Origin of the sequence: Jatrophihabitans cynanchi (assembly GCF_027247405.1) — a bacterium.
GTDB classification, from domain to species: Bacteria; Actinomycetota; Actinomycetes; order Mycobacteriales; family Jatrophihabitantaceae; genus Jatrophihabitans_B; species Jatrophihabitans_B cynanchi.
In genome coordinates, this window is sequence record NZ_CP097463.1 from 282,037 (window position 1) to 303,716 (window position 21,680).

The 21,680-nt window shown below is 71.7% G+C and carries 20 protein-coding genes; 12 read left to right on the forward strand and 8 right to left on the reverse strand.

Going from position 1 to position 21,680, the window contains the following annotated elements; translation table 11 throughout:
- Window positions 1–172 precede the first annotated feature (172 nt).
- The 3 genes from M6B22_RS01330 to M6B22_RS01340 form a co-directional block, all read right to left on the reverse strand.
- Window positions 173–3,076, reverse strand: coding sequence for a vitamin B12-dependent ribonucleotide reductase (locus tag M6B22_RS01330; protein WP_269443966.1), 2,904 nt, complete (start codon window positions 3,074–3,076; stop codon window positions 173–175).
- A gap of 97 nt (window positions 3,077–3,173) precedes the next feature.
- Window positions 3,174–3,656, reverse strand: coding sequence for a transcriptional regulator NrdR (gene nrdR / locus M6B22_RS01335; RefSeq protein ID WP_269443967.1), 483 nt, complete (start codon window positions 3,654–3,656; stop codon window positions 3,174–3,176).
- Between the two features lie 221 nt (window positions 3,657–3,877).
- Window positions 3,878–4,300 carry a LysM peptidoglycan-binding domain-containing protein gene (locus M6B22_RS01340; RefSeq protein WP_269443968.1) on the reverse strand — a complete coding sequence of 141 codons (423 nt, stop codon included), beginning with the start codon at window positions 4,298–4,300 and terminating at the stop codon, window positions 3,878–3,880.
- 208 nt (window positions 4,301–4,508) lie between these two features.
- On the opposite strand from M6B22_RS01340, the gene lexA reads away from it, so the two are divergent.
- Window positions 4,509–5,303, forward strand: coding sequence for a transcriptional repressor LexA (lexA, locus tag M6B22_RS01345; protein ID WP_269443969.1), 795 nt, complete (start codon window positions 4,509–4,511; stop codon window positions 5,301–5,303).
- Window positions 5,304–5,327: 24 nt separating this feature from the next.
- On the opposite strand, the gene eccCa is transcribed toward lexA, so the two are convergent.
- Window positions 5,328–9,290 (reverse strand): type VII secretion protein EccCa, encoded by a 3,963-nt coding sequence (gene eccCa / locus M6B22_RS01350; RefSeq protein WP_269443970.1) that lies wholly within the window; start codon window positions 9,288–9,290, stop codon window positions 5,328–5,330.
- A gap of 122 nt (window positions 9,291–9,412) precedes the next feature.
- Between eccCa and eccD the strand changes: the two genes are divergently transcribed.
- Entirely contained in the window at window positions 9,413–10,804 is a 1,392-nt protein-coding gene (gene eccD / locus M6B22_RS01355; RefSeq protein ID WP_269443971.1) for a type VII secretion integral membrane protein EccD, read from the forward strand.
- A gap of 18 nt (window positions 10,805–10,822) precedes the next feature.
- On the opposite strand, the gene M6B22_RS01360 is transcribed toward eccD, so the two are convergent.
- Both M6B22_RS01360 and M6B22_RS01365 read right to left on the reverse strand, forming a co-directional pair.
- Window positions 10,823–11,452 (reverse strand): hypothetical protein, encoded by a 630-nt coding sequence (locus tag M6B22_RS01360; RefSeq protein WP_269443972.1) that lies wholly within the window; start codon window positions 11,450–11,452, stop codon window positions 10,823–10,825.
- A 22-nt stretch (window positions 11,453–11,474) separates the two neighbouring features.
- The gene (locus M6B22_RS01365) at window positions 11,475–12,563 is read right to left on the reverse strand and encodes a type VII secretion protein EccE (protein WP_269443973.1); all 1,089 of its coding nucleotides are present in this window, start codon (window positions 12,561–12,563) and stop codon (window positions 11,475–11,477) included.
- Between the two features lie 130 nt (window positions 12,564–12,693).
- Here M6B22_RS01365 and eccB point away from each other — a divergent pair, with 130 nt between their 5' ends.
- From eccB to M6B22_RS01415, 10 genes are all read left to right on the forward strand, one after another.
- The gene (gene eccB, locus M6B22_RS01370; protein WP_269443974.1) at window positions 12,694–14,112 is read left to right on the forward strand and encodes a type VII secretion protein EccB; all 1,419 of its coding nucleotides are present in this window, start codon (window positions 12,694–12,696) and stop codon (window positions 14,110–14,112) included.
- Between the two features lie 175 nt (window positions 14,113–14,287).
- Entirely contained in the window at window positions 14,288–14,599 is a 312-nt protein-coding gene (locus M6B22_RS01375) for a WXG100 family type VII secretion target (RefSeq protein WP_269443975.1), read from the forward strand.
- A gap of 23 nt (window positions 14,600–14,622) precedes the next feature.
- Window positions 14,623–14,910 carry a WXG100 family type VII secretion target gene (locus M6B22_RS01380; protein WP_269443976.1) on the forward strand — a complete coding sequence of 96 codons (288 nt, stop codon included), beginning with the start codon at window positions 14,623–14,625 and terminating at the stop codon, window positions 14,908–14,910.
- Between the two features lie 59 nt (window positions 14,911–14,969).
- Window positions 14,970–15,341: a WXG100 family type VII secretion target gene (locus M6B22_RS01385; protein WP_269443977.1), complete on the forward strand. Its 372-nt coding sequence runs from the start codon at window positions 14,970–14,972 to the stop codon at window positions 15,339–15,341.
- A gap of 16 nt (window positions 15,342–15,357) precedes the next feature.
- Window positions 15,358–16,503: a hypothetical protein gene (locus M6B22_RS01390; protein WP_269443978.1), complete on the forward strand. Its 1,146-nt coding sequence runs from the start codon at window positions 15,358–15,360 to the stop codon at window positions 16,501–16,503.
- A complete protein-coding gene (locus M6B22_RS01395) occupies window positions 16,500–17,768 on the forward strand; it encodes a S8 family peptidase (RefSeq protein WP_269443979.1) in 1,269 nt (422 codons plus the stop codon). The genes M6B22_RS01390 and M6B22_RS01395 overlap by 4 nt, the downstream gene beginning before the upstream one ends.
- Entirely contained in the window at window positions 17,765–18,565 is an 801-nt protein-coding gene (locus tag M6B22_RS01400; RefSeq protein WP_269443980.1) for a 2OG-Fe(II) oxygenase, read from the forward strand. Before M6B22_RS01395 ends, M6B22_RS01400 begins: the two co-directional genes overlap by 4 nt.
- The gene (locus tag M6B22_RS01405) at window positions 18,552–19,307 is read left to right on the forward strand and encodes an SDR family NAD(P)-dependent oxidoreductase (RefSeq protein ID WP_269443981.1); all 756 of its coding nucleotides are present in this window, start codon (window positions 18,552–18,554) and stop codon (window positions 19,305–19,307) included. The genes M6B22_RS01400 and M6B22_RS01405 overlap by 14 nt, the downstream gene beginning before the upstream one ends.
- A 129-nt stretch (window positions 19,308–19,436) precedes the next feature.
- A complete protein-coding gene (locus tag M6B22_RS01410) occupies window positions 19,437–19,748 on the forward strand; it encodes a WXG100 family type VII secretion target (RefSeq protein ID WP_269443975.1) in 312 nt (103 codons plus the stop codon).
- Window positions 19,749–19,771: 23 nt separating this feature from the next.
- Window positions 19,772–20,059 carry a WXG100 family type VII secretion target gene (locus M6B22_RS01415; RefSeq protein WP_269443982.1) on the forward strand — a complete coding sequence of 96 codons (288 nt, stop codon included), beginning with the start codon at window positions 19,772–19,774 and terminating at the stop codon, window positions 20,057–20,059.
- A 44-nt stretch (window positions 20,060–20,103) separates the two neighbouring features.
- Here the strand turns inward: M6B22_RS01415 and M6B22_RS01420 are convergent, their stop codons facing one another.
- Together M6B22_RS01420 and tatA are read right to left on the reverse strand one after the other, a co-directional pair.
- Window positions 20,104–21,375, reverse strand: coding sequence for a S8 family serine peptidase (locus M6B22_RS01420; RefSeq protein ID WP_269443983.1), 1,272 nt, complete (start codon window positions 21,373–21,375; stop codon window positions 20,104–20,106).
- Complete coding sequence (gene tatA, locus M6B22_RS01425) at window positions 21,365–21,646, reverse strand: Sec-independent protein translocase subunit TatA (protein WP_269443984.1); 282 nt, start codon at window positions 21,644–21,646, stop codon at window positions 21,365–21,367. Before tatA ends, M6B22_RS01420 begins: the two co-directional genes overlap by 11 nt.
- Window positions 21,647–21,680 lie beyond the last annotated feature (34 nt).

Consider the following 21,680-nt stretch of genomic DNA (forward strand, 5'->3'; position numbering starts at 1 on the left):
GCCGATCGCCCCGGGCACCCACGTGGAGTGCCCGGGGCCGGCCGTACGTCATCCGCCGCTGGAACCGGGTCCAGCGGGACGCGCAATGTCACGGTGACCGATTCGCGTGTCCTCGTGACCGAATCGGATGTCCCCGTGACCGAAACCCAGTGACATTGGCTGACCGTTCACATCAGCTGCAGCCGCTGGTGCTACCGCATCCCTCGCAGACGAAGCAGGAGCCGGCCGGGCGCATCTTGGTGCCGCAGTTCATGCACAGCGGAGCGTCGGCGGACGAGCCGGTGAGCGACTCGAGCAGCTCGGTCGAGCTGTGCACGCGCGGCGGCGCCTCGGTCACCGCCGGCTCCTCCTCGGTGACGACCTTCTCCACGGGCGCGGACTGGGCGAGCGACTCCAGGTCCAGCTCCTCGTCCGAGTCCTCGTCGACCGGCATGTACGAGCCGGTCTCCAGCTGCCGGGTCCGCTCGTCCGCCGTGTGGATACCGAGCGCCGACCGGGTCTCGAACGGCAGGTAGTCCAGCGCCAGGCGGCGGAAGATGTAGTCCAGGATCGACTGGGCCATCCGGATGTCCGGGTCGTCGGTCAGCCCGGCCGGCTCGAAGCGCATGTTGGTGAACTTCTGCACGTACGTCTCGAGCGGCACGCCGTGCTGCAGCGCGATCGAGATGGCGATGGAGAACGCGTCCATCACGCCGGCCAGCGTGGAACCCTGCTTGCCGAGCTTGAGGAAGACCTCGCCGAGACCGTCGTCCGGGTACGAGCCGGCCGTCATGTACCCCTCGGCCCCGCCCACGGAGAACGACGTGGTCAGTGACGGACGCGCCTTCGGCAGCCGCTTGCGGGTCGGCCGGTACTCGACCACCTTCGCCGGCTCGGCCTCGGCCGTCGCGGCTGTCGACCCGCCCTTGCCCACCGACAGCGGCTGGCCGACCTTGCAGTTGTCGCGGTACACCGCGAGCGCCTTCAGGCCGAGCTTCCAGCCCTGGAAGTAGACGTCCTCGATGTCCTCGACGGTCGCCGACTCCGGCAGGTTCACCGTCTTGCTGATCGCGCCGGACAGGAACGGCTGCGCCGCGGCCATCATCCGCACGTGGCCCATCGGCTTGATCGCCCGCGCACCCATCGCGCAGTCGAACACCTCGTAGTGCTCCTGCCGCAGACCGGGCGCGTCGATCACGTGACCGTGCTCGGCGATGTACTCGACGATCGCCTCGACCTGCTCCTCCTGGTAGCCCAGGATGCGCAGCGCCCGCGGAACCGTCTGATTCACGATCTGCATCGACCCGCCGCCGACCAGCTTCTTGAACTTGACCAGCGCGAGGTCCGGCTCGATGCCGGTCGTGTCGCAGTCCATCATCAGCCCGATGGTGCCGGTGGGCGCGAGCACCGAGGCCTGCGCGTTGCGCCAGCCGTTGCGCTCACCGATCTTGTTGCCCCTGGCCCACTCGTCGGTGGCGACCTTGAAGATCGCGGCGTCGATGTCGTCCATGCGGCGTGCGGCGTCGTTCGCGGCGGCGTGCTTGCGCATCACCCGAGCGTGCGCCGCGGCGTTGCGGGCGAAACCCTCGTACGGCCCGACGATCCCGGCCAGCTCGGCCGACCGACGGTAGGACGTTCCGGTCATCAGCGACGTGATCGCGGCGGCCAGCGCCCGGCCGCCGTCCGAGTCGTACGCGTGCCCGGACGCCATCAACAGCGCACCGAGGTTGGCGTAACCGATGCCCAACTGGCGGTAGGCGCGGGTGTTCACCCCGATCGACTCGGTCGGGAAGTCGGCGAAGCAGATCGAGATGTCCATCGCGGTGATGATCAGCTCGACGGCCTTGACGAACTTCGTGGTGTCGAAAGAGTTGTCATCGCCCAGGAACTTGAGCAGGTTCAGCGACGCCAGGTTGCACGAGGTGTTGTCCAGGCTCATGTACTCCGAGCACGGGTTGGACGCCGTGATCCGGCCGGTCTCGGGGTTGGTGTGCCAGTCGTTGATCGTGTCGTCGTACTGGATGCCCGGGTCGGCACACTCCCACGCGGCCTGCGCGACCTTGCGGAACAGGCCCTTGGCATCGACAGTCTCGATCACCTCGTGCGTGCTGCGCGCGCGCAGGCCGAACTCGGTGCCGTCCTCGACCGCGCGCATGAACTCGTCGGTGACGCGCACCGAGTTGTTGGCGTTCTGGTACTGCACGCTGGTGATGTCCGCGCCGCCCAGATCCATGTCGAACCCGGCGTCCCGAAGGACACGGATCTTGTCCTCCTCGCGCGCCTTGGTCTGCACGAACTCCTCGATGTCGGGGTGGTCGATGTCGAGCACGACCATCTTCGCCGCGCGCCGCGTCGCCCCGCCGGACTTGATCGTTCCGGCCGAAGCGTCGGCACCGCGCATGAACGACACCGGGCCGGACGCGGTCCCGCCGGAGGACAGCAGCTCCTTGGACGAGCGGATCCGCGACAGGTTCAGGCCCGCGCCCGAGCCACCCTTGAAGATCAGGCCCTCTTCGCGGTACCAGTTCAGGATCGAGTCCATCGTGTCGTCGACGGCCAGGATGAAGCACGCCGAGACCTGCTGCGGCGAGGTGGTGCCGACGTTGAACCACACCGGCGAGTTGAAGCTGAACACCTGGTGCAGCAGCATCCAGGTCAGCTCGTGCTCGAACACCTCGGCGTCGGCGGCCGAGCGGAAGTAACCGTGCTGCTCGCCGGCCGCCCGGTACTTGAGCACGACGCGGTCGATCAGCTGGCGCAGCGACCACTCGCGCTGGTCGGTGCCGACCGCGCCGCGGAAGTACTTGGTCGTGACGATGTTCGCCGAGTTCAGCGACCAGAAGTCCGGGAACTCGACGCCACGCTGCTCGAAGTTGATCGAGCCGTCCCGCCAGTTCGTCATCACGACGTCGCGGCGCTCCCAGGTGACCTCGGCGTAGGGATGCACGCCGGGAGAGGTGTACACACGCTCGATCACCAGCCCGCCCGCCGGGTAGGTCGGCGGCTGCTCGGCGGCGTGCGCCGGCGCTGTGGCCGACCCGGCTGCCGGGTCGGTGGCGTTGGCTGTCTTGGCGCTCTTGCCGGCTGCCTCGGTCATCGTCTGTGGTCCTTTCCTGGCGGAGTCTCGCTGGGGGAGGTGGTCTGTGGTGCGGCCGGGGCGGGGTGCCGCGCCGGACCGTCCGGTATTGCGGTGTCTAGGTAACGGGATCAGGCTCGGCCGGCGGACGGCCGCCGTGTTCGGCACGCAGGTCGACGATCGCCTTCTCGAAGTCGTCGACCGAGCTGAAGGCCTGGTAGACCGAGGCGAAGCGCAGGTAGGCGACCTCGTCCAGCGCGCGCAGCGGGCCGAGGATGGCCAGCCCGACCTCGTCGCTGTTGACCTCGGCGACCCCGTTCGCGCGGATCGTCTCCTCGACGCTCTGGGCGAGCTGGGCCAGCGCGTCCTCGTCGACCGGACGGCCCTGGCAGGCCCGGCGCACGCCGCTGATCACCTTCGCGCGGCTGAACGGCTCGGTGACCCCGCTGCGCTTGATCACCGCGAGGGTCGCCTCCTCGATGGTGGTGAACCGGCGCCCGCACGCCTGGCACGAGCGCCGGCGGCGGATGGCCTGACCCTCGTCCTGCTCGCGGGAGTCCACGACGCGCGAGTCGGCGTGCCGGCAGTACGGACAACGCATGGCACGACCCCCTTCGCGTGATGTGCTGTGGACGGATCTGTCGACAAGGCTGGGGATAACGGGCCGCCACCTGTTGACAACCGGTGGACAACGAAACCCAACTTGTGGACAACTTACAAGCCTGTAACTACTACATCTAGGGGTGCAACGCTAGGACGGCGCCGACTGTTCCGCAAGTGACACGCCGGGGGAACTTCGGCGCGGCGCGCCGGAACCCCGGCTCACCGGGTGCGTAGGACCTGTCCGGGCGTGAGCGCGACACCGCCGAGGTGGTTGAGCCGCAGCAGTTGATCGACCTCGGCCCGCGGGTCGCGATCGGGTGCGACCTGGCCCGCGATCGACCACAGCGTGTCGCCGTCCTGCACGGTCACCGTGGCCGGCACGGAGGCGCGGGCGGGGGTAGCGGCAGGAGCGGACAGCGCCGCCAGCCAGACGAGGACGCCGGCCAGCGAGGCCACAGCCGCGCTGAGCACCAGCACGCCACGGCGGGTGAGCCGCAGCGGCGGCGCGCCGGCCGGATCGGCGGGCCGGTGCAGGACGTGCACGGTAGCGTCCGGACGTGGCGGGCCGGCCTGCCGGCGAGCCGGTTCCGGGACGTAGGCGACCGGTGCGAACACGGGCGCAAATTCGGTGGCGACGGACATCGGTCACTCCTGGAGGTTGTGGCCGACGGATGCCGGCCGGTCGAACAGGCGTTCTATCGAATGACTATTCGAATGTGTACCAGCCGGGTCTGACAATTTCCATGACCGCCCGGCGTGTCGTTCGAACAACTGTTTGGAACACCCGGGTGATTCCGCTACCGTCGGCGGTGAACGGATCGCCACATCGGGCAACACACGGGAGTCATTCATGGCTGACAAGAGCGCCACGCCCCGCAAGTCGGGCACCCGGGCACGCAAGGCACCCGCCGCACCCGCCGCATCCGACGGCGCCACGCCGGCACCGCGCGGCCCCGGCCGGCCGAAGGTCACCGAGCTGCCGGATCCGGTCACCGGCCTGACCCGTCGGCAGCAGGCGATCCTGGACGTCATCCGGGAGTCCGTCGAGCGGCGCGGTTACCCGCCGAGCATCCGCGAGATCTGCGAGTCCGCGGGCCTGGCCTCCACCTCGAGCGTCGCGCACCAGCTGGCGATGCTCGAGCGCAAGGGCTTCCTGCGCCGCGACCCGAACCGGCCGCGGGCGGTCGATGTCCGCACCGGCGACAACCCCAAGGCGGCGCGGCGCGCGATCGCCGTCGTCGACGACGCGCCGCGCGGCAGCGCGCCGGTGTTCGTCCCGATGGTCGGCCGGATCGCCGCCGGCGGCCCGATCCTGGCCGAGCAGATGATCGAGGACGTGCTGCCGCTACCGAAGGAACTCGTCGGCGATCCCACCAGCGGCAGCCTGTTCATGCTCAAGGTTGCCGGCGACTCGATGATCGAGGCCGCGATCGAGGACGGCGACTGGGTGGTCGTGCGCCAGCAGCAGGACGCCGACAACGGCGCGATCGTCGCCGCGATGATCGACGGCGAGGCGACCGTCAAGACGTTCCAGCGCCGCGACGGGCACGCCTGGCTGTTGCCGCACAACCCGGCCTACTCCCCCATCCCGGCCGACGAGGCCACCATCTTGGGCCGGGTCGTCTCGGTGCTGCGCAAGCTCTGACCGACAGCGGCCGAGCGCGCGCCGCTACCTGCCGTCCAGGTGCGCCGTCTGGATCAGCACCGAGCCGAACCGGCGGTGCACCAGGCGGCCGCGCCCGGGCGGCAGCTTGGCCATCTTCACCGAACCGAGCACAGCGCCCTCGTCCTTGCTGCCGGACAGCAGCACTCCGGGTGTCCCCATTTCGCGCAGCCCGCGCAGCATGGGCTCGTACATGCCCTGGCCCACGCCGCCGGCCGAGCGGGTCAGCACCACGTGCAAGCCGATGTCGCGCGCCTGCGGCAAGAACTCGGTGAGCGCCGGCATCGGGTTGCCCTGGCTGCCCACCACGAGGTCGTAGTCGTCGATCAGCAGGAACAGCCGCGGGCCGGTCCAGCGCGGCACCGTCCCGGCGGCCGGGTCCACCGAGATTCCGGCCAGCCGCTCGCGCAGCGCCGCCACCACGTTGGCGATCGTCTCCGGCGCGGCGACCGAGCTCATCACGTAACCGATCTGGTGTGCCGTGGTGATCGCACCGAGCATGCCGCGGCGGTAGTCCAGTGTGATGATCTTCGCCTGCTCCGGCGTCCAGCGGGTGGTGATCCCGCGTGCGATCACCCGCAGCAGGTTCGATTTGCCGGACTCGACGTCGCCGATGCACAGGAAGTGCGGCTCGGCGTCGAAGTCGACGAACACCGGCGCGAGGGTGTTCTCGTCGATCCCGATCGGCACCAGCGCGCCGGGCGGGCCGACCGGCGGCAGCTGGGCGAACGGCAGATCCTGCGGCAGCAGCCGCACCGGCGGCGCGGCCGGCCCGGACCAGGCCGCGCCGACCCGCTCGACCAGGTTCGCCACCCCGTCGGCGAGGCTGTCGGCCTGCGGGTCGCCGTCGATGCGCGGCAGCGCGGACAGGAAGTGCAGCTTCTCGGCGATCAGGCCGCGTCCTGGTGCGCTCTCCGGCACGTCGGCGGCGATGCGCCGGTCGAAGTCGGATTCGGACGGGTCGCCCAGGCGCAGCTCCAACCGGGTGCTGATCAGGTCGCGCAGCGCCGGCCGCAACTCCATCCAGCGCTGGACGGACAGCACGACGTGCACGCCGAACCCGAGCCCGCGCGCCGCGAGCTGGGTGATCGCGGCCTCCAGGTCCTCGTGGTCCTGGCGGATCGTCCCCCACCCGTCGACGACGAGGAACACGTCGCCGAAGCCGTCGCCGGGCAGCGCGCCCGAGGCGATCGCCCGCCGGTAGCTGCCCATCGAGTCGATCCGGTTCTGCGTGAACGTCGCTTCGCGCCGGGTCAGCAGCCCGCTGAGCTCGGCGATCGTGCGGCGTAGCCGGTCGGGCTCGAGCCGGGTCGCGACCGACCCGACGTGCGGCAGGTCGGCAAGGCCGGTCAGGGTGCCACCGCCGAAGTCCAGGCAGTAGAACTGCACCTGCTCGGGCGTGTGCGTCACTGCCATCGAGGCGATCAGGCTGCGCAGCACCGTGCTCTTGCCGCTCTGCGGCCGGCCGACGACGACGAAGTGTGCGCTGGTCAGCGACACCCAGTGCGGGTCACGACGCTGGTCGAACGGCCGGTCGATCAGGCCGAGGACGGCGCTGAGCGGCGGCACCGGCGCGCCGGGCAGCAGCCCGTGGCCGGTCGGCGCGAGCGGCGGCACCAGCTCGTCGATCGTCGGCGGCACGTCCAGCGGCGGCAGCCACACCTGGCGCGCCGGACGGCCGTGGCCCTCGATCCGCTCGATCAGGATGTCGAGCATCGTCCGCGACGGACCGGTGTCGGTGCTCGGCGGAGCGTCCGGGACGGCGCCGTCCGCGTCCTCGGTGGGGTCCTCGCGATGGGACACGTAGTCGAGCACGTACGGCAGCACGTGATGCCGGCTGCGCTCGCCGCCACCAGGCGTCGCGCTCGGCGCCCGGGTGTACGCGCCGGACACGTAGGCGGCCTTGAACCGCACCAGCCCCTCGGTGCTCTCCTTCAGGTAGCCGTTACCGGGCGCGCTGGGCAACTCGTAGGCGTCGGGCACGCCCAGCACCACCCGGCTCTCCATGGAGGAGAAGGTGCGCAGCCCGACCCGGTACGACAGGTGCGTGTCCAGGCCGCGTAGCTTGCCCTCCTCGAGGCGCTGCGAGGCGAGCAGCAGGTGCACACCGAGCGACCGGCCCAGACGGCCGATCATGACGAATAGGTCGATGAAGTCCGGCTTGGCCGAGAGCAACTCGCTGAACTCGTCGACCACGATGAACAGCGAGGGCAGCGGATCCAGCGGCGCGCCCTGCTCGCGGGCCCGCTCGTAGTCCTTCACCGAGGCGAAGTTGCCGGCCGCGCGCAGCAGTTCCTGGCGTCGTACCAGCTCACCGGAGATCGCATCCTTCATGCGGTCGACGAGGATCAGCTCGTCCTCGAGGTTGGTGATCACGGCGGACGTGTGCGGCAGGACGTCCATGCTCGCGAACGTCGCGCCGCCTTTGAAGTCGACCAGCACCAGGTTCAGCGTGTCCGGCGAGTGGGTGAGCGCCAGGCCGAGCACGAGGGTGCGCAGCAACTCGGACTTTCCCGAGCCGGTCGCGCCGATCACCAGCCCGTGCGGCCCCATCCCGCCCTGCGCCGACTCCTTGATGTCCAGTTCGACGGGCTGCCCGGTGGCGCCCACGCCGATCGGCACCCGCAGCCGGTCCCGCGGCGCCCGCACCCGCCAGGTCGTCGCCGGGTCGACGGCCCACGGATCACCCAGCCGCAGCAGGTCGGGCAGGCTCAGGTCGACGGCCAGCGCATCGGTCGGCTCGGACGTCGCCGCCGACATCCGCAGTGGCGTCATCCGCCGCGCCAGCGCCTCGGCCTCGACCACGCTGAGCACGTCCGGCACGCCCAGCGCGACCCGCTGCTCGGCGCCGCGCTCGTCGCGCCGCAGCAGGGTCATCGACGGCTCGGTGACCACGATCGGAAGCACGCCGGGACCGGGTTCCAGGCGCGGCGTGGGGCTGATCTCGAGCACGGTCACGCCCTGTACCAGCGCACCCGCCAGCTGCGCCTCGGACGGGACGTGGCCGCCGTCGACGACCACGACGATGTGCGGTCCGTCCACCGCGCCACCGAGACCGAAGCGGGGCCGGCTGGTCAGCGTGTCACCGAAGGCCGACTCGATGTCCAGCATGTTGTCGCTGACGAGGCGCACCTGCCCCACCGCGTCGTACGCGTTCGCGCTCAGCGCGTGCGGCAGCCACTTGACCCAGTTCCACTCCGGCATCGCGACGGCCGAGGCGCACACGGCGATCACCACGTCGTCCGGGGAATGGAACGCGGCGATCTGGCCGAGCATGGCTCGGGCGTGGGCGCGGGTGCGGTCGGGGCGCCCGAGCAGGCCGATCCGGCCGAAGGCGGGGAACGCGATCGCGGCCGGCAGGTCGGCCACCGTCCCGTGGGCGCGGACGAAGCGGCGTAACGACACCGCCGAGATCGGTTCGAGGTCCTCCACCGGCTTCGTCTCCGGCGTCACCAGCCGCACTGCGAGCCGCTGCGGGCCGCGCCCCACGCGGACCGCCAGGAAGTCGCCGTCGGTCGGCCGCCGTTCCCACAGTCGGCTGCCCAGCGCGACGCACCACAGGGCGCTCGGCTCGGGGTGGTGCCAGAGGGCCGAGGCGCGCTGCTGCTCGGCGGCCGTGCGCACCCGGCGCCGCACCTGCTGCAGGTAGCGCTGGTAGTCGCGCCGGTCCCCGTCCAGCCTGCGGCGCTTCTCGCCCGCGCCGCGGCCGATGCCGCCGAGCGCCATGCCGACCATGGACAGGCCCATCATGCCGCTGGCCAGGTAGGTGACCGGACCGCCGCCGCTGCCCTTGACCAGCAATGCGGTCGCACCCGCTCCGGCGAGCATCGGCAGGTAGGTGAGCGTCTGGCTCATCCCGCCGCCGCTGACCGTCTCCGGCAGCTCCGGCGGGGACTCCAGGACGACCTCGCCACGCGGTTCGGGCGGCGGCTGGCGACGGGCCGGACGGCGGAACAGCACCGTGCTCACGCACTACCTCCGTTACCGTCCCCGGTCGTCATCTGTTGTAGTTTCCACACCGACCGGGACAAATCCCGGCGATCAGCATGCTAGCTGTGCGGGGTCGCCGCTCGAGAGCCACAGGAGTCGTGTTGTCCGCCAGCGTCGTCTCGAACACCTGCCGGATCACCGTGCTGTCCTCCGAGTTCCGCGCCGATCTGGCCGTCCCGGTACACATCCCGGTCGCCGAACTGCTGGCGACGTTGGTGTCCAGCCTCGGCCGCCAGGTCGCCGATGAGGGCGCGGCCAACGGCGGCTGGATCCTGCAGCGGGCGGCCGAGCCGGCACTCGAGGCGTCGGCCACGCTCGCCGCCAGCGGCATCCGCGACGGTGACGTGCTGCACCTGCGCACCCGCGCGACGCAGCTACCGGAGATCGCGTTCGACGACGTGCTGGATGCGGTTGCGACCGGCGTGCTGACGCGCACCGTGCGCTGGCGGGCCGAGCACACCGCGAACGCGGTGGCCGCCTTCGCCTCGGCGATGCTGCTCATCGCGCTGGTGAACATCGTGGTCAGCGGTCCGGGCTGGGCCGCGCCGGCCGTCACCGCGGGAGTGGGGGCGGCGCTGCTGCTCGGCACCGCGATCGCGCTCGGCCGCGCGTACCACCGGCGGGTGCCGGCGTTGGCCACCGCGACGGCCGCGGTCGCCTACGCCGCAGCGGCCGGAGCGATGGCGGTCGGCGGCGAGCACCGGCTCTGGCAGTTCGGCAGCACCGAGGCGCTGCTGGGCGCCTGCGCGGCGCTGCTCGTCGCGGTGATCGCGCTGCTCACCCTCGGCGCGGGCGTCTGCGGCCTGGTCGCGGCTGTCACGGCCGCGATACTGGCCGGCATCGGCACCGCGATCGACGTCGCCAGCTCACTGGGGCCGGCCGGCACGGCCGCGCTGGTCGCCGGGATCGCCCTGGCCGTTTCACCGGCCCTGCCGATGCTCTCGTTCCGGCTGTCCCGGCTGCCGCTGCCGTCGATCCCTGCCGACGCTGCCGACCTGCGGCGCGACGACAGTTCGGTCGACGCGACCCGGATCCTGCGCCAGGCCACCCTGGCCGACCAGTTCCTGAGCGGGCTCATCGGCGGGGTGTCGCTGGCGATAGCCGGCGCGGCCCTGCTGCTGGCCGTCGGTGACGGCAGCGCCCGCGCCCTCGCCGCGGTGCTCGGCGTCATCTGCCTGCTCCGCGCGCGGCTGTTCACCGGACGCGGCCAGCGCGCCTGGCTACTCAGCTGCGGCGGCGTCGCGCTCGCCGTGGTCGTGATCGCCCGGGCCGCCGATCTCGCGCCGACCACCCGGCTGCTGGCGATCGCCGTCCCGGTCGCGGTGCTCGCGATCATCCTGTTCGCGCTCGCCGTCGTGCTGCCCGGCCGGCGCTACACGCCGCCGTGGTCACGCGCGGCGGACGTGCTCGAGTCGGTCCTCGTGTTGTCGGTGATCCCGCTGGCGCTGGCGGTGATGGGCGTCTACGGGACGATCCGGCACAACGTCGGCTGAGCGCGATCCGGCCGTCGATCAGCCCGCACGCAGCAGCGAGGCCTCGGCCGCGGTCGGGTCCAGCGTGACGTAGTCCAGGGCACCGCGGCGCAGCACGGCCACTGCCCCGTCGGCGAGCGAGGTCAGGTGCGCCGGATGCGCCGGCGCCACCCCGAACACGCCGGGCACGGCCGCGGCCAGCTCGGCACCGACGCGGCCGAGCAGCACCGCGTCGGCCTGCGCGAGCCCCGCCAGGTCCTGCGGCGTGGCCGGCGTGCGCAGCTCGAGGCGGCACTGGAACTCGCCGGCCTCACCGAGGCCGCGCGCCGCCTCGGGGCGGTCGTCGACGATCACACCCGGCGTGCCGGCGAGCTGCAGCGCATCCGGACCGTGCGGGCTGACCCGCGACGACGGTCCGTGCGCGACCGCGGCCGACCAGAGGTTCGCGCGCCCGGTCAGGACCAGCACCGCCGTCCCGCCCGCAGCGGCGCGGATCGCGAGCAGTTGCGCGACCTGCAGCGCGCCGATCACGGCAATCCGGGTCGGCACCTGGCGGAACAGCCGCAGGGTGACCGGCCCGGCCTGCCCGATCCCGAGGTGTACCCCCGCGCTGGGCGCCGAGGCGCTCACCTCGGACGCGAGCGGCAGGCGCAGGGCGCCACGGTTCACGCCTCCTCCCCGATCGCCGGCCTCATGCCTGCCACGTCCCGACGCCGGCCGGGGTGCTGGCACGCAGCAGTCGGCCCTGCTCGCCGTCCAGTCGTTGCATCAGCAGCCCGACCGACTGCGCCCGGGGCAGCACGGCTGCCAGGGCGGCCGCGTCCGGTGCCGCGCCCGGACCGGACAGGCGCAGCAGCAAGGTGGCCACCAGCTCCTCACGCGGGCCGAGCCGCTGCAACAGCAGGGTGCTCACCGCCACCGCGGCGGGTGCGGCAGCGGCGACCCGGGCGAGGGCGTCGGGTGCGTCTCCGCTGCCGCTGACCACGAACGAGGTCGACCAGGTTCCGCCCACGGTGATGTCGCTCCATCGCTCGGCGGTCGGCGGCAGCGAGTTGTCCGGACGCAGTTCGGCGGGCCCGAGGCAGGTGCTGAACAGGGCGCTGACCCCGCGCTCGTCCAGCCGCCGCACCCGCACGCCGGCGGCGGCCAGGACCTGCTCGCAGCGCAGCGCGCACCGGCGCAGGATCTGCTGCAGTGCGGCCTCGGTGCCGCCCCGGTCGGCCACCGCGGCCGCGGCCAGCACGCTGTCCACGGTGAGCACGCAGTAGCGCATCGTGACCCGGGCCGGTGCGGGCACCGGCCCGGCCGGCGCCCCGGCGGCAGTGCGGGCCGGCGAGTACACGGTCAGCAGCCGGACGCTGGCCAGCGGTACGTCCTCGACGCGCAGCAACGCCGCGAGCTGCTGGACCGACACGGGCGCGTCGTCGTTGCACACGCCGTCGAGGGCGAGCTCCAGCGGCAGCGCCCAGGTCGTGCCCGAACGCACCGCGCCGAACGGGGTCCCCTGGCTGCCCGGCGGGACGGTCACGATCTGGTAGCCGCCGAACAGCGACTGCAGCCCCGGCCCGCGCACGGCCTGCCGCCGGCGCAGCATCGAGAGCCACGACAGCGCGAGCTGGTACAGCCAGCGCCGGTGCACAGGCACCGCGGCCAGCGCGAGCAGGGCGGCCGCCGCCACGGCGCCGATCCACAGCCAGGCTCCGCGGGCGGCGATACCGGCAACCAGCGCGGCCGCGGCCGTCTCGAGCAGGACGAGCTGCACCCGGGTCGGCAGCGGCACCGGTACCTCCTTGAGCCGGGATCGAACGGATCGGAACGAAACCAGCAGATCATCGCAGCTCAGGACACGACGGTCAGGGCCGTATCCTGTGCACCGGCCGACCGAGCCGCAGCCGCGAGACGGGAGCGACGTGCAGACCAGGCGGGACCAGCTGCAGGCATACCGGTTCCTGACCCGGCGTGCCCTCGCCGCACTGGTCACCGGAGAGCCGAACGCCGTCGAGCCGCCCATGCGCCGGCTGACGCTCACCACGGTCTCCGGGATCATGATCGCCGCCGTGGTCGCCGCCGGGTTCGCGTTCGTCGGCCTGGTCCACCCGAGCGTCGGAGACAAGTGGCGCAAGCAGGGCGCGATCATCGTCGAGCGCGAGACCGGGGCGCGGTACGTCCTGCTCAAGAACGTCCTGCATCCGGTGCTCAACTACTCCTCGGCGGTGCTCGCGGTGAGCGGCTCGGGCGGGGCGAACGCCGACGTGGTCCTGGTCGACCGCGCGGAGCTGAACGGCACCACGCGAGGCCCGGCTATCGGCATCGCCGGAATCCCGGACTCGCTGCCGTCGGCGGCCAACCTGGTCAGCTCGCCGTGGACGGCCTGCTCGCGCCAGCAGGCGGACGCCCAGGGCTCGATCACCGCCCGGGTCAGCCTGTACGCCGGCAGCGACCCGGCGCGGGCGGCGATCGGCAAGGACGCCGGGGTCATCGCCCGCACGCCGAGCGGCGACACCTACCTGTTGTGGCACGGCACCCGGATGAAGGTCGGCTCGGACGAGGTGCTGGTGGCGCTCGGCCTGAAGACCGCGCCGGTGCTCACCGTCGGGACGTCGTTCCTGAACGCGGTTCCAGCGGCCGCGCCGTTGCAACCGCCACACCTGACCGGACTCGGCGCGCCCGGTCCGCAGCTCAGCGGACGGCCGCTGCGGGTCGGGCAGATCCTGCAGGTGGGCACGAGCGAACAGTTCTTCGTCGCACTGCAGCACGGCTTCGCCCCGGTCGACTTCGTCCAGGCGCATCTGCTGGAGGCGCTGCCGATGCCCGAGGGCGGCTTCCTGCGCCCGCTGCCGATCACCGAGGACGTCGCGCTGGGCCTGACCGGTGCGGCGGCGCCCGCGCCGGACGTCGACGACCTGCAGCGGCAGTTCACCGGGTTGCCCGACTCGGTGCCGGCGATCGACCCCGGACCGAGTCAGGGCGGTGGCCTGTGTGCGGTCTACCGGCACGCCGAGAGCCCGACCCTGCAGGTACCTCCGAGCCGGCTGACCGACGCGCTGAACGGGCCGGTCACCGACACCGAGCAGTCCCAGCGCGGGCTGGCCGACGAGGTCGTACTGGCACCCGGCCACGCGGCGGTGGTGAGCCCGGGCTCGAGCGCCGGCACCGTGTTCGTCGTCGCCGATCCGGGCAAGAAGTACGCCGCCGCCTCCATCGACGCCCTCGCCGGCTTCGGGTACGGCGCGGTCAGGGCGAGCACGCTGCCGGCCGGGTTGCTGGGCATGATCCCGCTCGGGCCGGCCCTCGACGCCGAGGCAGCGCGCCGCCCGGTGTCCGGTTGAGCCGGAGGTAAAGTCTCGCTGCCGAGACATGTGATCTTGGCGCCTCGGCTGGGTACCACGGCCTCGCGCCGGTTCAGGGCCGTGCACAGTGGCGGGTTCACCACGACTTTTGTACGGTTATGGCCAGCCGACGCAAGATCCACTACAGACCTGATCGAAGAGAGGGGACCGCACCGTGGCTCAGTACACGACCAGTCAGGAGGCCATGGCGCAGGGTGCCGTCAAGGTCGACGACGCCGCCACCCAGATCCAGGGCCACATCAGCAACCTGCGCGCCGAGGTGGAGACCATGCTCGGCGGCTGGCGCGGCCAAGCCGCCGGCGCCTTCGTCCAGGTCCACGACGCCTTCGAACAACAAGCCAACAAGATCAACAACGCGTTGCGGCAGATGCACGACGCCCTGCTGGCCACCCACCGCACCTACGGCACCCAGGAAAGCGACCAAACCCAATCCCTGACCGGCCTCGCCGGCCAGATCAACGCCTGAACCCGAAACGGAACCAGAACACCATGGGTGAGATCCACGTCCAGTTCGAATCCCTGCAGACCGGCGCGCAGGGCATCCACAACAACTACGCCAAACTCACAGCCACCCTCGAACAACTCGAATCAGACCTGCAACCGATGATCGCCACCTGGAGCGGCGCAGCCCAAGAGTCCTACCTGGCCTGCAAGAAACAATGGGACGACGCCGCCCTGGCCCTGTCCCAAGTCCTGAACAACATCGGCCAAGCCGTCAACCAAGCCCACGACAACTACACCGCAGCCGAGAACGCCGCCCGCAACAACTGGTCCTGAGCTGGTAAGCCCGCGCCGGGGGTCCGGCGCGGCTCGGGCCGGGGGGAAGGATCGAGAGCGTGAGCTCACCCACCAAGGGTTTCAGCGTCAAGCCCGATCAGCTCACTGACGTGGCCGACGCGGTGAAGGCGCTGCTGGACGACCTGTCCGGCAACACCGGCTACGTCCCGGGCAATCTGCCGCGCTACCGGGAGAAGGCGGGCAAGCAGGTCCTCGAGCAGGCCCTCGCCAGCTTCTGGAGCGGTGAGGACGTGTTCGCCACCGCATACGGCTACGAGCACGACGGCATCGTGCAGACGATGACCGAGATGGTCAAGCAGTTGACGCAACTGGAGTCGGCCTGCCGCACCACGGCCGCGCAGTACCAGCACCGCGACACGCAGTCGAAGAAGACGGTTACGAACAGCGACCCGCTGTCGTACAACCAGTGACGGATGGGTTCGCGCCATGACCGGTAACCAGCACGTCATCAACACGGGCTCGAACGACTTCGACGTCGTCGTCACGAAGTACGGCGACGCCGCCGGGACGAAGGCCCAGTTCAAGAACAGCGACCCGTCCAAGATCGACCCGCTGATCCAGGAGAACTACTCCACCTATACTTTCGCCACCCAGCACCTGGCGCCTGCGCTGCAGAAGATTCGCAGGGATCTGGCGGCATGCTGGACGGGTGAGAACGCGAACAACGCGCTACAGATCGTCGACACGCTGATGGGCGACGCCGACACGATCGGCACGAACGCCAATGCCTGCAAGGCGTCCTTCGACGAGTTCCAGAAGTCGTGGAGCACGCTCAAGGGCAGGGCCGAGAACCTCGACGACGGCTTCGCGTTCACCAGCCTGGGCGCCGACGACGGCCAGGCGCACGAGATCTACAAGCAGTTCAACGACGCGATGGACACCGCGATGCACGCCATGCCGTCGCAGCTCGTCTACCACACACCGCTGACCCAGGGCGACGACCACAACCAGACGCCCGGCGGCCCTGGTCCCGGGCCGGGAAACTTCGGTCCCGGACCCGGGCCGGGAAGCTTCGGTCCCGGCAACTACGGACCCGGGCCCGCAAGCGGCCCGGGCCACTACGGTCCGGGCCCGGGCGACGGTCCCGGCAACTATGGTCCCGGTAACGGTCCTGGCTACGGTCCTGGCTACGGTCCTGGAAGCTACGGCCCCGGCGGCTACGGGCCCGGAAGCTACGGTCCGGGCCAGGGCAGCTACGGCTCCGGGTACGGCACCGACCCGAGCAACGTCGGCAGCTCGCTCGCCGGCTACGACGGCGGCGCTGCCGGCTCGGGTGGGTTCGGTCCCGGCGGCGGTCTGGGTGCGGGCGGTCTGGGTGCGGGCGGTCTGGGTGCCGGCGGTGGCCTCGGCAGCGGCGCGGCAGGGGGTGCGATGGCAGGCGGCGGTGTCGGTGGCGGTGTCGGCGGTGGCGGCGCGGCCGGGCCGGGCGCTGGCGGTGGCCGGGGCGGCATGATGATGCCGATGCACGGCGCCGGCCAGAACGGTGATCAGGAGCGCGACCGCAGCACCTGGCTCAGCGAAGACGACAGCGTGTGGGGCGCCGACGAAGCGCCACCCGGCCTGATCACGTGACGCTGCGGTTCGCGCGCGCCGCCGGTAGCCCCCGGCGGCGCGCGAGCGTGTCGGCGGCCGGGTCGGCCCTTGTGCTGGTCGCCCTTTGCGCACCACCCGCGGTGGCGGGGGTGCCCGCGGCGCTGCCGCCGGCTGCCGTGTCGCCGAGCCAGGTCCAGGCCCAGCAGTGGTGGTTGGACAAGCTGAACGTCCGCAAGGCATGGACGATCAGCAAGGGCAAGGGCGTCACCGTCGCCGTGCTGGACGGCGGCGTCGACGCCTCGTTCGGCGACCTGCGCGGCGCGGTCGTGCCCGGCTTCGTGCCCGGAGGCAGCGGCGACGGCCGCAAGGACACCGACGCCAGCTATCACGGCACCCTGATGGCCGACGACATCGCCGGCCGCGGCACCGGGTTCGGGCTGCTCGGCATCGCCCCCGAGGCGAAGATCATGCCGGTCGTCGTCCCGAACGACAACAACATCGAGGCCACGACGATCCTCGCCCTCGATCACCTGACGGCAATGGCGCACCCGCCCCAGGTCGTGAACATGTCCTACGGCTGGGAGGCACCCTGCTCGGCCGAGATGCGGCAGAGCGTCGCGCGGGCGACGGCGAAGGGCATGATCCTGGTGGCGTCGGCCGGCAACAAGGGCGAGCAGGGCAATCCGCCGTCAGCTCCGGCCTCGTGCCCCGGCGTCGTGGCGGTCGGCGCGGTCGATCAGAGCATCCAGCCGTGGTCGGGCAGTACCCGCGCCGGCTATGTCGCGCTCGCGGCGCCCGGCGTGCACATCATCGGCTATGACACCTCGGCCTCGACGCACTACGGCTACGCCGACGGCACCAGCGACTCCGCGGCGATCGTTTCCGGGATGTTCGCGTTGCTGCGCTCGCACTTTCCGAAGGCGAGTTCCCGCGACCTGGTGACGCGTGCCCTGTACATCACCTACTCCCTCGACGGCAGCAAGCACCAGCGCAACCCTGAGGTCGGTTTCGGCGTGGTGCTGCCGTACGACGCGCTGACCCGCGCCGTCCCGGCCGGCGCGGCGAACCCGGTCTACGACGCGATCACGACGACGCCGAGCACGCCGCCGGTTCCGGCCACGTCGGCATCGGCACCGACCTCCGCGCCACCCGGCACCGGTTCCAGCAGCGCGCCGCCGGGCGCCGACGCCGGCAGCAACAGCAGCAACACCGGGTTGATCATCGGCATCGTCGTCGCGGTCGTCGTGGCCGCCGGGCTGTTCGTCCTGCTGCTGCTCCGGAGCAGACGACCCGCCCGGCGATGACCTCGGACGGCGCGGGACAGCAGGCGGCGGCCGCCGGGAAGGTCGGCTCCGCGCTCGAGGACGTCCTGGCGCACCGCCGCTGGGTGCGCCGCGGCGCACCGTTCCCGCACGTCGTCGCGCAGAATGTGTTCGTGCCGCGGGTGTACGAGCCACTCGCCGCGCACTTCGCGGGCCTGCTGCGTGAGCACCCGGAAGCGTTCCGCCGGGACATGGCCGGCTACGACGCCGCCGGCGCCGGCCTCGACCGGCACCGCGGCGGCCCGCTCGAGCTGTTCCTGCGGCGCGACTGGCACGACCTCATCGCGGGTGTCACCGGCGTGGCGGGCACGGGCGACGTCTCGGCCAGCCTGCACCACCATCAACCCGGCAGCGCCGCCGGTTGGCCGCACAACGACCTCAATCCCGGCTGGTTCCCCGCGGATCCGCCACCGGCGGACCGGGTTCAGGTGCCCGCCGACGGGCCGGTCTCCTATCACCACGGCACGCGCCCGGACGGCGTCGGCGCGCGCGAGACGGTGCGCGCCGTGGCGGTGCTGTTCTACCTGGCCAACCCGCCGTGGCAGCGCGGGGACGGCGGGGAAACGGCCCTGCTCGCCAGTGGCGATCGTGGACGCGGCCCCGCGACGCTGGTGCCGCCGCTGAACAACTCGCTGGTGCTGTTCGAGTGCACGCCACACTCGTGGCACGCGTTTTGCGCCAACCCGCGCACGCCGCGCAACTCGCTGGTGATGTGGCTGCACCGACCCAAGCCGGACGTCGTCACCAGGTGGGGGGAGCACAGCATTGTCCGCTGGTGAGAACCGCTCGTCGGGCGCCGAGCGGCGCGTCTGCCTGCTGACCGGGGCCGGCGGGACGCTCGGCGACACGTTCTGCCGCCGCTTTGCCGCCGACTACGACATCGTCGCGGTGTGCCGCACCCGCGCGCCCGGCGTCCCGTCGCAGCTCGAGTCGTACCTGGATCCGCTCCAGCCCGCCGCCGAACTGCCCGAGAACGCCGCGCGGGTCCACGTGGTGTACGCCGATCTGGAGCAGCCCGGCCAGGTGGAGCGGGTGGTCGAACTCGCGCTGGCCCGGTTCGGCCGGATCGATCTGCTGGTCAACAACGCCGCGCTCGCCGCGCTGCACCCGCACGGCGTGGCCGACGGCGGTGCCGCGCTGCGCGACGTCGAGCGCATCTTCCGGGTGAATGTCGCGGTGCCGCTGGCGCTCGCCGTCCTGCTGGTGCAGCAGTTCTGGCGCGACCGGCAGGAAGAGAACAGGGCGGTCGGGCGCAACGTCGTGAACGTGTCCAGCCTGTCCGGCTCGCGGGTCTACCCGCACCGCGGCCAGGCCGTGTACGCGGCCTCGAAGGCGGCGCTGACGCACCTGACCCGGCAGCTGGGCGCCGAGTTCGCCACGTACGGCGTCCGCGTCAACGCGGTGGCGCCGACCAGCTTCCCGGCCCTGGTGAGCACCGAGGCGGTTGCCGACGCGATCGTGCGGCTGGACCGCGAACCGGTCACCGGACAGGTGCTGGCGCTCGGGTCAGCACAGAGCTGATCACGGCACGTTAGAAGCGGCGGCGCGCAGGGTAAAGCAGCCGCACAGCGCGGGCGCGAACCCCGGCCAGGACGTCCGGACCGTACCCGCGGACCCGTACTTCGAACCCACGACGAAGGGGACCGCACCGTGGCTCAGTACACGACCAGTCAGGAGGCCATGGCGCAGGGTGCCGTCAAGGTCGACGACGCCGCCACCCAGATCCAGGGCCACATCAGCAACCTGCGCGCCGAGGTGGAGACCATGCTCGGCGGCTGGCGCGGCCAAGCCGCCGGCGCCTTCGTCCAGGTCCACGACGCCTTCGAACAACAAGCCAACAAGATCAACAACGCGTTGCGGCAGATGCACGACGCCCTGCTGGCCACCCACCGCACCTACGGCACCCAGGAAAGCGACCAAACCCAATCCCTGACCGGCCTCGCCGGCCAGATCAACGCCTGAACCCGAAACGGAACCAGAACACCATGGGTGAGATCCACGTCCAGTTCGAATCCCTGCAGACCGGCGCGCAGGGCATCCACAACAACTACGCCAAACTCACAGCCACCCTCGAACAACTCGAATCAGACCTGCAACCGATGATCGCCACCTGGAGCGGCGCAGCCCAAGAGTCCTACCTGGCCTGCAAGAAACAATGGGACGACGCCGCCCTGGCCCTGTCCCAAGTCCTGAACAACATCGGCCAAGCCGTCAACCAAGCCCACGACAACTACACCGCAGCCGAGAACGCCGCCCGCAACAACTGGGCCTAGCCGGCGGCCCGACCAGCGGCCTGATCAGCGACCTGATCAGCGACCTAGCCGGAGCGCACGCGGTGCCGGCTCGCCGGGCGCGCTGCCCGATCGGCGTGATCGGTGCGCGCCCGGCGCAGCACGGCGGCCCCGGCGGCGAGCAGCGCAGCCAGGGCGACCAGCCCCAGCCCGGCGCCAAGCGCAACGTGCTGCAGCCGCCGGTCCGCCGCAACGGGTGCCGACGGCGCCGGCAGCGGGGCCGCCGCCGCCGGGGTCGGCGGTGTCAGCGCGTCGTTGCGCACTGCGGTCAGCGCCCGGTAAGGGTTGATGATCCCGTAGCCGTAGCGCTCGCTCGGCACCGACACCGGCGGCGGGTCGGCGGTGGCCTCCAGCCGGGTCCGCACCTGCGCCGGGGTCATCGCGGGGTCGGCGCCGAGCAGCAACGCGACGGTGCCGGTCACGAACGGCGCCGCGAAGCTGGTGCCGTCCTGCTTGGCGTAACCGCTGCCCCGGGAGGCGATGATCACGCCCACGCCCGGGGCGGCTACCGACACGTAGCCGCCGGCGTCCGAGAACGCGGCGACGGTGTCCTGCTGGTCGACGGCGGCCACGGCGATGACGTTGTCGTAACGTGCGGCATAGGCAGCCGGGTAGGCAGCGGCCTTCAGGTCGCTCTCCCCCGCGTCGTTACCGGCGGCGGCCACGATCACCACCTGCTGCTGCGCGGCGTACGCGACCGCCTGCTCCATGGCCGCGGTGGGCGCGTTGGTCTTGACCGAGACGTTGACGACCCGGGCATGCTGCTGGACGGCGTAGCGGATGCCGGCGGCGATGCCGTCGGAGTCGCCGTCGCGCGGGTCACGCCCGGTCTGCTTGATCGGGATGATGGTGGCTCCGGGTGCCACCCCGACGAACGGGACGCCGGTGAGCTGCGGCGCGGCGATGATCGAGCTGACGCCGGTGCCGTGCCCGTAACAGTCCATCCAGTCCTGCGGGTTCTCCCCTGGGCGCACGTTGTGCCCGTCGGCGACATGCATCCGGCCGACCTGCGGTTGGCTGGGGTCCAGGCCGCTGTCGACGACGCCGACGCGCACCCCGTCGCCCTGGCTGATCGGCCAGGCGTTCTGGAACTTCAGCCGGGTCTGCGGCCACGGCGTGCTGGTCAGCTGCTGACCCACCTGCGGCGGGCAGTCCTGGGACGGCACCCCGTTCCGCACCGGCGGCACGGTGGCCGCAGTAACCGCAGTGGCCGCAGTAACCGCAGTGGCCGGCGCAAGAACCGGCAGGATGGCAGCCGCGAGCAGCGCGGCGGCTACCGCGCGCCCGCTACTGCCCACTCGGCGCGGGCTTGTCCACCTTCACCGGCGTGGTCGCGGCGGGGGGCTCGGGCGTGACGTCCGCCGGCGGCTGCTCGGCGGGCGTGACTGCGCCGGCGGGCCGGTCCGCGGCCTCCCGCGCCTTGTCGTCCTCGCTCATGCCTTTGATCTCGGTCTTGAAGATCCGCAGCGAGCGGCCGAGGGATCGAGCGGCATCAGGCAGCTTCTTGTAGCCGAACAGTGCGATCGCGATCAGCGCGACCACGACCCAGTGCGAGGGTGCTTCCCACATCGCGGACTCCTCGAGACTCGTTCTGCCTGCCTGC

Excerpts from the sequence above, each read along its gene's own strand:
- tatA (WP_269443984.1), bottom strand. The coding sequence starts at position 21,646 with ATGTGGGAAGCACCCTCGCACTGGGTCGTGGTCGCGCTGATCGCGATC.
- M6B22_RS01380 (WP_269443976.1), top strand. The coding sequence starts at position 14,623 with ATGGGTGAGATCCACGTCCAGTTCGAATCCCTGCAGACCGGCGCGCAG.
- nrdR (WP_269443967.1), bottom strand. The coding sequence starts at position 3,656 with ATGCGTTGTCCGTACTGCCGGCACGCCGACTCGCGCGTCGTGGACTCC.
- M6B22_RS01400 (WP_269443980.1), top strand. The coding sequence starts at position 17,765 with ATGACCTCGGACGGCGCGGGACAGCAGGCGGCGGCCGCCGGGAAGGTC.
- M6B22_RS01340 (WP_269443968.1), bottom strand. The coding sequence starts at position 4,300 with ATGTCCGTCGCCACCGAATTTGCGCCCGTGTTCGCACCGGTCGCCTAC.
- lexA (WP_269443969.1), top strand. The coding sequence starts at position 4,509 with ATGGCTGACAAGAGCGCCACGCCCCGCAAGTCGGGCACCCGGGCACGC.
- M6B22_RS01415 (WP_269443982.1), top strand. The coding sequence starts at position 19,772 with ATGGGTGAGATCCACGTCCAGTTCGAATCCCTGCAGACCGGCGCGCAG.
- M6B22_RS01390 (WP_269443978.1), top strand. The coding sequence starts at position 15,358 with ATGACCGGTAACCAGCACGTCATCAACACGGGCTCGAACGACTTCGAC.
- M6B22_RS01330 (WP_269443966.1), bottom strand. The coding sequence starts at position 3,076 with ATGACCGAGGCAGCCGGCAAGAGCGCCAAGACAGCCAACGCCACCGAC.